General features: G+C 70.7%; 13 protein-coding genes. 7 read left to right on the top strand and 6 right to left on the bottom strand.

The window, feature by feature from the left end:
- Positions 1 to 416 (bottom strand): alcohol dehydrogenase catalytic domain-containing protein (locus GUY59_RS42975; protein ID WP_161715009.1); only part of this gene is annotated, 416 nt, incomplete at its 3' end.
- A 181-nt stretch (positions 417 to 597) separates the two neighbouring features.
- On the opposite strand from GUY59_RS42975, the gene GUY59_RS42980 reads away from it, so the two are divergent.
- Entirely contained in the window at positions 598 to 1,260 is a 663-nt protein-coding gene (locus tag GUY59_RS42980) for a DUF2306 domain-containing protein (protein ID WP_138208755.1), read from the top strand.
- Here the strand turns inward: GUY59_RS42980 and GUY59_RS42985 are convergent.
- The 5 genes from GUY59_RS42985 to GUY59_RS43005 are packed head-to-tail and all read right to left on the bottom strand — an operon-like array spanning position 1,250 to position 4,981.
- On the bottom strand, positions 1,250 to 1,906 hold the full coding sequence (locus GUY59_RS42985; RefSeq protein WP_132629228.1) for a response regulator: 657 nt from the start codon (positions 1,904 to 1,906) through the stop codon (positions 1,250 to 1,252). The two genes, GUY59_RS42980 and GUY59_RS42985, sit on opposite strands and share 11 nt — an antisense overlap.
- Positions 1,903 to 3,030: a sensor histidine kinase gene (locus GUY59_RS42990; RefSeq protein ID WP_330849296.1), complete on the bottom strand. Its 1,128-nt coding sequence runs from the start codon at positions 3,028 to 3,030 to the stop codon at positions 1,903 to 1,905. The genes GUY59_RS42985 and GUY59_RS42990 overlap by 4 nt, the downstream gene beginning before the upstream one ends.
- Positions 3,031 to 3,082: 52 nt before the next feature.
- Entirely contained in the window at positions 3,083 to 3,346 is a 264-nt protein-coding gene (locus GUY59_RS42995) for a DUF4235 domain-containing protein (RefSeq protein WP_138208577.1), read from the bottom strand.
- 59 nt (positions 3,347 to 3,405) lie between these two features.
- On the bottom strand, positions 3,406 to 4,218 hold the full coding sequence (locus tag GUY59_RS43000) for a TrmH family RNA methyltransferase (protein WP_138208578.1): 813 nt from the start codon (positions 4,216 to 4,218) through the stop codon (positions 3,406 to 3,408).
- Positions 4,211 to 4,981, bottom strand: a complete 771-nt coding sequence (locus tag GUY59_RS43005) for a DUF4184 family protein (protein WP_138208579.1) — start codon at positions 4,979 to 4,981, stop codon at positions 4,211 to 4,213. The genes GUY59_RS43000 and GUY59_RS43005 overlap by 8 nt, the downstream gene beginning before the upstream one ends.
- A 226-nt stretch (positions 4,982 to 5,207) precedes the next feature.
- On the opposite strand from GUY59_RS43005, the gene GUY59_RS43010 reads away from it, so the two are divergent.
- The 6 genes from GUY59_RS43010 to GUY59_RS43035 all read left to right on the top strand — a co-directional run.
- Positions 5,208 to 5,762 (top strand): cation transporter, encoded by a 555-nt coding sequence (locus GUY59_RS43010; protein WP_246063501.1) that lies wholly within the window; start codon positions 5,208 to 5,210, stop codon positions 5,760 to 5,762.
- A 227-nt stretch (positions 5,763 to 5,989) separates the two neighbouring features.
- Entirely contained in the window at positions 5,990 to 7,669 is a 1,680-nt protein-coding gene (locus GUY59_RS43015) for a substrate-binding domain-containing protein (protein WP_138208580.1), read from the top strand.
- A 120-nt stretch (positions 7,670 to 7,789) separates the two neighbouring features.
- A complete protein-coding gene (locus GUY59_RS43020) occupies positions 7,790 to 9,352 on the top strand; it encodes an RNA polymerase sigma factor (RefSeq protein WP_161715010.1) in 1,563 nt (520 codons plus the stop codon).
- 292 nt (positions 9,353 to 9,644) lie between these two features.
- A complete protein-coding gene (locus GUY59_RS43025) occupies positions 9,645 to 10,013 on the top strand; it encodes a hypothetical protein (RefSeq protein ID WP_132330533.1) in 369 nt (122 codons plus the stop codon).
- Positions 10,010 to 11,137 carry a GNAT family N-acetyltransferase gene (locus GUY59_RS43030; protein ID WP_132330531.1) on the top strand — a complete coding sequence of 376 codons (1,128 nt, stop codon included), beginning with the start codon at positions 10,010 to 10,012 and terminating at the stop codon, positions 11,135 to 11,137. Before GUY59_RS43025 ends, GUY59_RS43030 begins: the two co-directional genes overlap by 4 nt.
- A 146-nt stretch (positions 11,138 to 11,283) precedes the next feature.
- Positions 11,284 to 12,064 (top strand): glycosyltransferase family 2 protein (locus GUY59_RS43035; protein WP_161715011.1); only part of this gene is annotated, 781 nt, incomplete at its 3' end.

Here is a 12,064-nt window from a genome sequence, read left to right on the forward strand (position 1 = left end):
GCCAACAGGGCAGTGCCGGCCGCCATGGGCACCGCCGCGGCCTCCTCGTACGACAGGTTCCCCGGCTTGGGCGCCAGCTCGCGCTCGGGAACGCAGACGTACTCGGCGAAGCCGCCCTGCTTGGGCATCGCGTAAACCTCGTCGCCCGGGACGAACTCGGTGACGTCCTTGCCCACGGCCACCACCTCGCCGGCCACGTCCGCGCCCAGAATGGTGATCGCAGGCCGGCGCAGGCCGAGGTCGCCGACCACGCGGTAGAGGCGCGGCTCGCCTCTCATGAGGTGCCAGTCGTAGGGCTGGACGGAGGTGGCTCGCACCCTGACCAGCACCTCGTCGTCGCCGGGCTCCGGCTTGCCGAGCTCCTTCAGCTCCATGACGTCGGGCGAGCCGTACCCGCGCAAAACGAACGCCTTCACGTGATCCTCCTCGTGCCGGGGGCGGCCGCGCCGGTCGCGTACCACCGCGAACGTCAGTGTGAACAGCCACGTGCGAAGGCGTAACAGCCGGAAGTACGATCTCGCCGTCGGCCGTTCGGACGCCCGCGACCGGGCCCTTCAGGCGATGCGCCGTGACCGCCGGCGCGGCCACGATCGGCCCATGACCCACGAGTCCACACCTCTGCCAGGGAGCGGGCGGTCCGGATCGGCCTGGGCGCCGCGTACCGGCCTGATCGTGCTCGGTTGCGTCCCGATCCTCGCCGGGGCGGTCCGGCTGACCGAGCTGAACGGCGGCGCCGGCCCCACGCCGGACAACGCGCGTTTCCTCGCCGCGCCGCTCCCCGTGACCCTGCACATCGTCGGCGCCTCCCTGTACACCCTGCTGGGCGCCTTCCAGTTCGGCGGGCGGTGGCGGCCGCGGCATCGGGTCATGGGCCGGGCCCTGGTCCCGCTGGGGCTCGTGGCGGCGCTGAGCGGCCTGTGGCTGACGCTGTTCTCGGCGCTGCCTCCCGGGGACGGCGGCCTGCTCGCCGCCTTCCGGCTCGGCTTCGGCACGGCCATGGCCGGGTCGCTCGTGCTGGGCGTCGCCGCGGTGCTGCGCCGCGACGTCCCCCGCCACCGCGCGTGGATGGCCCGAGCCTACGCGCTCGGCCTGGGCGCGGGCTCGCAGGCGGTGACGCAGGCGCTCTGGCTCCTCTTCGCCGCCACTCCCCCGGACGAGGCCGGCAGGGCGCTGCTCCTGGGCGCAGGCTGGGCGGTCAACCTCGCCGTGGCCGAATGGGTCATCCGATGGCGGTGGGCGGGCCGCCCGGTCAGGGTCTGACGCGGCGGGTCTCGTAGGCCCACATGGCGATCTCGACGCGGTTGCGCACGCCGAGCTTGGTCATCAGGCTCGCGATGTGGCTCTTCACGGTGCTGAGGGAGATGTGCAGCTCGGCGGCGATCTCGCTGTTGGTCCGGCCGCGCGCCACGGTGAGCAGGATCTGCTCCTCGCGCTCCGTCAGCGCCTCGACGGGCTGCGCAGGCGGCGTGCCGCGCCCTGAGTCGGCGAAGGCCGCGAGCAGCCGGGCGGTGATGCTCGGGGCGATGAGGGCGTCGCCTCCCGCGGCGGCGCGTACGGCCTGGCCGAGCAGGTCGGGTCCCGCGTCCTTGAGCAGGAACCCGCGGGCGCCGGCCCTGAGCGCGGCATAGACGTACTCGTCGAGGTCGAACGTGGTGATGACGACGACGGCCAGTGGGGCGTCCACGGCCGGCCCCGCGACGGAGCGGGTGGCCTCGATGCCGTCGAGGTGCGGCATGCGGATGTCGAACAGGCACACGTCGGGACGCAGCCGCCGCGCGAGCTCGACGGCCCGCCGCCCGTCGCCGGCCTCGCCGACGACCTCGATGTCCGGCTGGGCGTCCAGGATCATCCTGAGCCCGGTGCGAGCGATCTCCTGGTCGTCGGCGACGAGCACGCGGATGCTCACGTCGCCGCCCCCGCCCTGGGCAGCACCGCGGTCACGGTCCAGCCGCGCTCGGGGCCGGGGCCGGCCTCGCAGGTGCCGCCGAGCAGGCCGGCGCGCTCGATCATGCCGAGCAGCCCGTAGCCGGGCGCGGACACCAGGCGCGGGGAGGCGGCGTCGCCGTCGTCGCTCACCCGTAAGCGCACCGTCGTGTCGTCGGCGGCCACCAGGACCTCGATGCGGGTGGCGTGGCGGGCGTGCCGCCGGGCGTTGGTGATCGACTCCTGGGCGATGCGGTAGATCGCGGCCCCGACCGGGGGCGGCAGGTCGTCGAGGTCGCCGGCCAGCCGGACGTCCACGGAGGGGCCGACGCGGCCCTGGCAGGCGAGCTGCCGCAGATCGGAGACGCGCCGGCCGGGCGCCAGCTCCGCCGGCTCGTTCTTGCGCAGGACGCGCACCATGGCGCGCATCTCGGCGAGGGTGCGCGTCGCCTCGGCCTCGATCACGCGCAGCGCGTCGGTGGCGGCCTCCGGCCGCGTCACCGCCGTCGCCAGGCCCGCCTGGGCGCGGATCGCCATGGCCGAGACGTGGTGGGCCACGATGTCGTGCAGGTCGCGGGCCAGCTGTTCGCGTTCGAGCAGCTTGACCTGGTCGAGCTCGCGCATGCGCGCCCTGGCCCGGTAGCGCAGCGCCCCGCCGAGCGCCATGGCGGAGAAGACGACCGCGAACGCGCCCACGGCGTCGGCGGGGGCGAGCGGCGCGCCGGCCAGCGAGAAGCGCACCCCGACGAGCATGACCGCCACCCCGATCACGACCTCCCGGCCGGACCCCCAGCGGAACAGCGCATAGACCAGGACCAGCACGAACACCATCGTGTACGAGTCGGGGCGGCCGCCCAGGAACAGCGGGACGACGCTCGAGGTGGTGAAGGCGATCACCAGCATCAGCAGCGGCCTGGTCCTGCGCCAGAGCAACGTGGGCACCAGCCCGACGGTGACGATCATCGAGACGGTCCGCCACGGCATGTCCGGGCGTACGGCTCCTTCGAGCAGCGCGAGTGCCACGAGCACCCCGACGAGCGCCCAGTCCCGCCAGACCCGTGCGGGCGGGTCGGGGGCAGGGGGCTCGTTCCACACGGAACGAAGCACGCCCTCATCGTACGAGAGTCCGCCCCGCCGCGGACGAGGCGGGAAGCGGTCGTCAGGCCCTGGCCCCGCTCCGGATCGCCCTGCGCCGGAACGTCTTCGCGCTCGCCCGGTGCACGGCGGCCTTGATCAGGCCGAACAGCGCCCCTTGCACGGCGGCGGCGACCAGGACCTCCGTCAGGTCGCGGTCGAGGTCCTCGGCGTCGGGCGAGTCGTCCTCGCCCGCGGCCAGTTTCCACATCCGCCGGAACAGCATGGTCGCCAGGGCGCCGCTGAGCAGGCCCATCCCCAGCGAGGCGGCCTTCTGTACAGGATGCATGCCGTCTCCGTGCCCGGTGTACGCGTCCTAAACGTTGCCCGGACCGGCCGCGTGGGCGTTCAGCGCGACGCGCGCATCAGCCCGTGACACGCGATGGCGGCGGCCGCCACGACGTTCAGGGAGTCGACCCCCGCCGCCATGGCCCCCGCGTTCATGGGGATGCACACCGCGTGGTCGGCCTCCTGCAGCCAGTGGGACGAGAGCCCGTCGCCCTCGGCGCCCAGCAGCAGCGCCACCCGTCCCTCGACCGCGATCTCGTCGATCGGGACGGCGTTCTGATCGGGGGTCAGGGCCAGCATCCGGCAGCCCGCCTTCCGCAGCTGCGCGAGCCCTTCGAACCAGTCGTCCATCCGCGCGTACGGGATCGAGAACACCGCGCCCATCGACACCTTGACCGCCCGCCGGTAGAGCGGGTCGGCGCACCGGGGCGACAGGATGACGCCGTCGACGCCGAGCGCCGCCGCCGACCTGAAGATCGCCCCTACGTTGGCGTGGTCGACGAGGTCCTCCAGCACGAGCAGGCGGCGGCCGCCCCGCTTGAGCAGGGTCTCGACGGCGGGCAGAGGGAGGCGTTCCATCGAGGCCAGCGCCCCGCGGTGGACCTGGAAGCCGGCGATGCCGGACATGATCTCGTCGCTCACCACGTAGACGGTGGCGTCGCCGAGCACGTCCTCCAGGGGCGCCAGCCAGCGGCGGGTGGTCAGGACCGAACGGATCGGGTAGCCGGCGGCGATGGCGCGTCTGATGACCTTCTCGCCTTCGGCGAGGAACAACCCGCGCTCGGCCTCCAGGCTCTTGCGCAGTTCCACGTCCCTGAGCCGGGTGTAGTCGGTCAGGCGCGGGTCGCCGGGGTCGGTGACGTACTCAAGCACCTTCTGATACTGCCATGCGCCGCCTGACCTGCCAGACCACCGCGTAGCAGGTGAGGACGAGGCACAGGCCGACCAGGGTGCCCGCGCCTGCCTTCGTGAGCACGCTGGGAAGGCCGAGTTCGGGGCTGGGCTCGTCCACGAGCGGCCACAGCAGGGCGCCCGCCACCGTGCCGGACGCGCACGCGGCCAGCACCGACCACCGCACGCGGCGTGAGATCCGCAGGCGGCCGGGGACCGGGGCGGCGGGCATCCTGGACAAGCCGCGCCGGCACCACCACACGACGGCGGCCAGCCCGATCGCGGAGGAGACGTACTGCAGAAGGCGGAAGAGCGGGAGCTCTCCGAGGACGACGACGTGGAGCCAGCCGCCCCATTCGACGGAGCCCGTGGAGTGGGTGAAGGAGTCACAGAGCACATGGGAGGCGGCGCCGATCACCGCGCCGGCGGCCATCGGCAGGATCCTGAGCCGCTCGGGAGCGAGGCGCGCGGCGCGGCCGGCGAGCGCGGCCGGCAGGAGGGAGACCAGCGGGTCCCTGAACAGGACGTGGAACAGCGGCAGCAGGACGAGCACGGCGGCGAGGTCGAGGGTGACGACGCCGGTCCAGGAGTGCCAGTCGGTGTAGTCGGGCAGGAACGGCAGGAACAGCGGCAGGTCGGGCGCCATCGCCCCCAGCGCCAGCGCCCACGGATCGGCGAACCTGCGCATCCGGGAGGATGCCATCAGCGGCACCACCGCCGCGATGTGACTGGGCGTGAACGGCAATCGTCTCCCCCTATCTGACGATCTTCGCCCATTATGCGGTGAACCTTGAACATTCTTTGCCCGTATGATCTGGAGTCACGGACTGTAGTGGGTAGGTTACGTAGCGCTGTCGACGGCCGGACAGCCGGGAGTTCGGGGGTTCATGGTGCCTGACCAGCGGATTCGTGAGCATCCGGCCGCGTCAGCAGATTGGATGCGCGCCGCTCGCGCGGCTCGCTCACTCTCGGTGGCTACGCTCGTCTGGCTGGGCGTGGAAAGCACGCTCGGCCTGGCGGCGGGCCTCGTGGCCCACTCCGTCGCCTTGATCGGATGGGGGCTCTGCGCGGTCGTGGAGGCGGCGGCCAGCATGATCGTGGTGTGGCGGTTCACCGGCGCACGCACGCTGTCGCCGAGCGCGGAGACCACCGCCAGGCGGGCGGTCGCGGTGAGCTTCTGGCTGCTGGCCCCCTATCTGGTCATCCACGTCGCCTACGACCTGGGCGCGGGGCACCGGGCGGTGCCGAGCACGCTGGGGATCGTGGTGACGGCGGTCAGTTTGGTCAGTATGCCGGTGCTGGGCATCGCCAAGCGGCGGCTCGGCGCGCGGCTGGCCTCACCGTCGACGGCCGGCGAGGGCACGCAGAACCTCATCTGCGCCGCCATGGCGGCGGGCGTGCTCGCCGGGTTGTGGCTGAACACGATCGGCTGGTGGTGGGTGGATCCGGCCGTCGCGGTCGCTCTCGCGGCGGTCGCCGTGCGCGAGGGAAGGCGCGCCTGGCGCGGTCACGCATGCTGCCATTGATGGCAACACAGCGTCATCGTCGCACCAAAAGGGCTGTTTTGCCACACTAACCGCACCGAGTATCGTTCCCGGAGTATTGCGGAGCTTCTCCCGCTAGGGTCTCCGGAAGGTTCCAACACACCTAAGAGGGCATCGTGGGGCGACACCGCACAGACGATCTCGACGGCGGATACAGAGCCAGCGAACCTCCACCCCCGCGCAAGCGTTCAAGCAGCGGTCGCGGCAGGGTGCTCGTGCCGCTGGCCGGGGCCGTCGCGATGGCCGTGCTGCTCGGCGTCGCCGCGTTCGTCATCTTCAACAGGAACCACGACTGCTCGAGCGGCAAGCTGCCGCTGCGGGTCGTCGCGACGCCCGACATCCATCCCGCGCTGAACAAGATCGCCGGCAACTACAACAAGGCCATGAACTCGATCGACAGCAAGTGCGTCGAGGTGACCGTGGCCAAGGAAGCGGCGGCGAGAACCGCGAACGCGCTGGCCGCGGGCAAGGTGCCGGCCGACTTCTGGGTGGCCGACTCCAGTCTGCTGATGGAGAGCATGCGCCAAGCCTCGGGCGGCGAGGCGCTGCCGCAGGTCGAGGGGTCGATCGCGACGTCACCCGTGGTGCTGGCGGCCGCCAAGTCAGCCGCGCCCAAGCTCGCGGACACCCTGCAGCCGAGTTGGAGCGCGATGATCGCGGCGGCGAACGTCGCGAACGTGGACGGGCCGGGCAAGAAGGTGCGCGTGCTGGCCCTCGATCCTCAGAAGAACTCGGCCGGGCTGGCCGCGCTGCTCGCGGCCGCCGGCACCGCGAAGGAGGCCAAGCAGGACAAGGCGCTCGTCGGCGCGCTGAAGGAGCTGTCCGGGCAGCTCGCCCCCGACTCGACGGCGCTGCTGGCCAGCCTCACGGTGAAGAGCAGCAGGATGCCCGTCGGGGTCACCTCCGAGCAGGCCATCCACGCCCACAACAAGAAGAAGCCGGAGGCGCCCGTGGTGGCGCTCTATCCGAAGGAAGGCACGCTCAACCTCGACTACCCCGTCACGATCCTGGCCAAGGACCCGGCGGTGCTGAAGGCGGCGGCGGACTTCAAGCAGTACCTGACCACGGAGTCGGCCGCGAAGACCCTGCGCAACGCCGGGTTCCGCGGCATCGACGGCAAGGCGGGCGACGCGCTGTCGGAGGAGGACGGCTTCACCACCGACCCGCCGACCGCCCTGGAGCCGCCGGACACCGCGACCGTGGCCCGGATGGTGCAGACCTGGTCCAGGCTGAACCTCGGCACCAGGCTGCTCACCCTCCTCGACGTCTCGGGGACGATGGCGTTGCCGGTGCCCGGCACCGACATGACGCGCATGCAGGCCATCAACAAGATCGCGACAGAGGGTCTCGGGCTCTTCCCCGCCGACTCCGAGGTGGGTCTGTGGACGTTCTCCACCCATCTGGACGGACAGGACAAGGACTGGAAGGAACTCGTGTCCGTCGGCCCGCTCAGCGAGTCGATCGACGGGACACTCCGCAAGGAGGCGCTGGCCAAGACGTTCTCCCAGATCAAGGCCAAGCCCACGGGCGACACCGGGCTGAACGACACGATCAAGGCCGCCTACACGGAGCTGACCAAGACCTTCCGGCAGGACAAGATCAACACCTTGCTGATCCTCACGGACGGCGCCGGCAACGACGATCCCGACGGCGGCGTCAAGAACGCCGAGATCCTGCAGTACCTGAAGAAGACCTACAACCCGAAGCGGCCCATCAGCATCCTGCTCATCGCGTTCGGCCCCGAGGCCGAGAAGGGCAAACGGCAGATGGACGCGCTGGCCAAGGCCACGGGCGGCGAGGCGTACATCGCCAAGGACATCCTCCAGGTGCGCGACTTCTTCCTGCAGGGCATGGAACGCCGCCTCTGCTCCCCCAACTGCGACGGCTGACCTGTGAGAGGGCCGGGCTCCCCTCATGCCCATCGGGTATGGCGGGCGAACCGGCCTGAAAGGGGCGGCGTCCTCTCCGCGTGGGGCTGAGTGCCCGTACGACCCGCGGGGAGGGAATCCGTGCCTGGATGGCCGACCGTCGACCGAGCCGACGATCAGGAGCTCGTTGAGGCTCTGCGCCACGCGGACGCCGACGCCCCCGCCAAGCTGTACGACTCGTACGGCGAACGGCTGCACGACTACGCCTGCACCCTCATCGAGGAGCGGGAGGTCGCCGGGGACGCCGTGCACGACGCGCTCGTCACCGCCCAGGGGTGCGTGGACCGGCTGAAGGAGCCCGTCAGGCTGCGGGCCTGGTTGTACGCGCTGACCCGGTTCCAGGCGCGGTCCAGGCTGTCGCACCGGAGCGGCACCCCCGTGGAGGGCATGCCGCTGCCGGATCCCGGCGAGCACGACGATCCCGAACTGGCCGACCTGGTCTACGAGACGCTGGGCGAGCTGAGCAGGAACGAGCGCGAGGTCCTGGTGTTGTCGCTGCGCCACGGCCTGACCCCGGCCGAGACGGGCGCGGTGCTCGGGCTGACCTCGCGCCAGGTGACCTCCAGGCTGGGCCGCGCGCGCGACCACCTGGAGAACGCCGCCGCCGCCGTGGTGCTGGCCAGGACGGGCCGGGCGCACTGTCCCGACCTGTCGGCGATGGTGGACTCGTGGGAGGGCCCGCTCACGCCGCTGCTGCGCCGGCGGTTGTCGGGGCACATCGGCGGGTGCGAGGTGTGCACCGAGGGCCGGGACCGGCAGATCTCGGCCCTTCGGCTGCTGGACATGGTGCCGGTGGCGTTCGCGCCGCTCTCGCTGCGCCGCCGGGTGGTCGACACGTGCGTCAACCCGGAGCGCGACCAGACCCGTACGTTGATCACCGATCGGGGCGACAACTTCGACCGGACGGGTTTCCCCGTGGCCGCCGGGGGCCGCTCGCGCCGCCGCGGGACGCGCCGGCTCGCTCCGGTGGTGCTCGCCGGGGCCTGCCTGCTGGCCGCGACGGGCGCCGTGGTCGCGATCAACGGCCGCGACGCCTCCAGCGGCTCCGCGCTGCCGTCGAAGCCCTCTCCGGCGTTCTCCGTGGCGGAGAGCCCCTCTCCCGAGCCCGTTCTGGAGGAGGACGAGGAGGAGCCATCGTTCTCGCCGTCGCCCACGCCCAGCGCGACGCGGCCGGCCAGGCGCACGCCGAGCGGGCGGCCGGTCGCCACGCGCCCCCGCTCCAGGCCCGCCCCCGTCCCCACGGCCACCCGGCGCAGGCCCGCGCCGGGTCCCAAGCTCGTCGCGTCGTGCCCTGACGGGATCGACGGACCGGCCAGGATCGGGCTCCGCGCCCGCAACGCCGCGGTCTCCTGGGTGGCCACGGCCTCACAGGGCCTGGACGTGCATCCGGCGAGCGGGTCGATCAGGGCGGGCGGTTCGGTACGGGTCGTGGTGACGGTCGCCGACCCGACCGTCTCCGGCAGCGGCCGCGTGGCCTTCACCTCGAACGGCGGCACCAGGTCCTGCTCGTTGTCCTGGGTGGCCGACGAGCGGCCGCCGGCCACCGACGCGCCGGACGGCGGTGTGCCCACGGACATCTCCGAGCCTCCCGAGACGCCCACCGCCGGCGTGGAGAGCTCCTCCGTGGACACCATGGACGAGTGAACGGGTAAGGTCCGCACCACAGGCCGGTAGATCGAAACTTAGACGACAATTAGGCATAATTCCGGCCCTGGCTCGAACATCCTGCGTCTCATAGGGCATTCTGGTGTGCTTGGAGACCACTCCGGGGCCGACGAGCGCTTGACCATGTGTTGAAGTTCACACGAGAAAACTCAGCCGGCGCGTGAACCGGTCAGCGTCACCAAGCGTCGGCATTGACGTGCCAGGCGCTGATTGGTCCCATGAACTGCGATCGAACACGCTCCTACCAGGAAGATCAGGAGAGACACAGGAGATGCTCAAGCACCGCAGAGCGCTGGCGTGGGTGCTGGCGCTCGCCTGCATAGCGGGGGCGATCGTCGCGCTGTTCGACATCGAGACACCGCTGCGCCCGTTCTTGATCTCCCTGTTTCTCCTGTTCGTTCCTGGGGCCGCAGTGGTGGGACTGTTGCGGGATCGTGATCCCCTTGCCGCACTATCAGTAGGGGCCGCCGCGAGCCTCGTGCTGAACGTGCTTCTCGCTCAGGCCATGCTGCTCTTCAACGCGTGGTCGCCGAGAGCCGGTGTGGCCACCGTCGCCGTGCTCGGAGGGTTCATGTACGTGCTTCGCGTGTTGTACCGGGGGAAGAGCATGCAGACCGAACAGGGGGCCAGGGCAAGGTGAACATCCAGGTAGTTCGGCCGGGAGAGCTCGGAGACTCCGAGCGCGCCCGGTGGCGGGAGCTGCAGAAGGCGGACCCGAGTCTGGACAACCCGTTCCTGTCCGTCGAGTTCGCCGTCGCGATGGACCGTTTGCGCGACTACGTGAGGGTGGCGGTCCTCTCCGACGGCAACGGCATCGCCGGCTTCTTCCCGTACGAACGGCACAGCTTCGGCATCGGCAAGCCCCTCGGCGGCTTCCTGACCACCTGCCACGGCCTGATCGCCGCGCCGGAGCTGAAGCTCGACGCCAAGGCGCTGCTGCGGACCTGCAAGCTCAGCGTGTTCGACTTCGACCATCTGGTGGCGGGGCAGCCCACGTTCGCCCCATACGAGCAGGACGTGCGGCCGGCTCCGGTCATGGACTTCACCTCGGGGTTCGAGGCCTGGATCGACCAGGTCAAGGCCAACTCCCCGAAGAACCTCAAGACCGTCCGCTACAAGGAGCGCAAGCTCGGCAGGGAGCAGGGCGAACTGCGCCTCGCGTGGGCCTCCGCAGACCCCGAGGTGCTGCGCACGCTGCTGGCCTGGAAGTCCGACCAGTACCGCAGGACCGGGCGGGTCGACAGGTTCGCCCAGCCGTGGATCGTCGAGCTGACGGAAATGATGCATGCCGAAAAGTCATCGGACTTCGGAGGCGTGCTCACCATGCTTTATGCGGGCGACGTGCCGGTGGCCGGACATTTCGGCCTCCGTACGGCGACCACCCTTGTAGGGTGGTTCCCCGCCTACGACACCGAGTTCGCCCGTTATTCGCCGGGCATCGTCCATCATCTGCAGATGGCCGAGGCCGCCGCGAACGACGGGCTGCACATGGTCGACATGGGCAAGGGCGGCAAGGAGTACAAAGACTGGCTCAAGAGCGGGGTCCTGTACGTCGCCGAGGGCCGCATCTCCAGACCGTCCGCGACCGCGGCGGTGCACTGGATCGGCAGAACTCCTTTCAACAAGGCCCGAACAATTGTCATGGACCGGCCGTCTCTTTATAAGGCGGCCGACCGTGTCCTCAAGGGCTTTGGTCGGGTGCGCACCTCAGTGCAACAGCAGGAGTCACCCAATGTAGTCAAGGAAGCATCGGGAGCGGGTTGACCGCTCCACCCCCGGCACCAGCACACACCCTCACTCTCCACACAGGACCCGCCCGTGCACGGCACCCCGGTTCCGTCGTTCCCGCAGCACCCGGGAACGACTTCGTCCGGCGCGCACGGGAGGGTCCCGGAAGGACATTCCTCGCCATGAGTCCCGAGATAACCAAGCACAACGGCAAGCTCCAGGCCACGCCCCTCCGCTCGATGCCGCCTCCGTCGAGTTTCACGCCCGTGACGCCGCACCTCGCCATCTCACCGACGGTGAGCGTGGTCGTGCCCGCCATGAACGAGGCCGAGAACCTGCCGCACGTCTTCGCCACCATCCCGCAGTGGGTCGACGAGATCGTGCTGGTCGACGGCAACTCCGTCGACGACACGGTCGCCGTGGCCAGGCGGCTGCGGCCCAACGTGAAGGTCGTGACGCAGACGGGCAAGGGCAAGGGCGACGCCCTGGCCGCCGGTTTCGCGGCGTGCACCTGCGACATCATCGTGATGATCGACGCCGACGGCTCGACCGACGGGCGCGAGATCATCAATTTCGTGGGCGCGCTCGTGACCGGCGCCGACTTCGTCAAGGGCTCGCGCTACGCCGCCGGCGGCGGCAGCGACGACCTGACGTTCAACCGCCGTCTGGGCAACAAGGTGCTCACCGGCATCGTCAACGTGATGTACCGCACGCAGTACACCGACCTGTGCTACGGCTACAACGCCTTCTGGGCCCGCCACCTCGACGTGCTCGACCTCGACTGCGACGGCTTCGAGGTGGAGACGCTGATGAACGTGCGCGCGGCCAAGGCCGGGCTGAAGGTGCACGAGGTGCCGAGTCACGAGCGCAACCGCATCCACGGCGAGAGCAACCTGCACGTCGTACGCGACGGCTTCCGCGTGCTCAGGACCATCCTGAAGGAGTGGCGCCGCCAGCCCTCCC

This window comes from Nonomuraea sp. K271 (assembly GCF_009908215.1).
In the GTDB taxonomy this organism is placed as follows: domain Bacteria; phylum Actinomycetota; class Actinomycetes; order Streptosporangiales; family Streptosporangiaceae; genus Nonomuraea; species Nonomuraea longispora.

Excerpts from the sequence above, each read along its gene's own strand:
- GUY59_RS43025 (WP_132330533.1), top strand. The coding sequence starts at position 9,645 with ATGCTCAAGCACCGCAGAGCGCTGGCGTGGGTGCTGGCGCTCGCCTGC.
- GUY59_RS42980 (WP_138208755.1), top strand. The coding sequence starts at position 598 with ATGACCCACGAGTCCACACCTCTGCCAGGGAGCGGGCGGTCCGGATCG.
- GUY59_RS42995 (WP_138208577.1), bottom strand. The coding sequence starts at position 3,346 with ATGCATCCTGTACAGAAGGCCGCCTCGCTGGGGATGGGCCTGCTCAGC.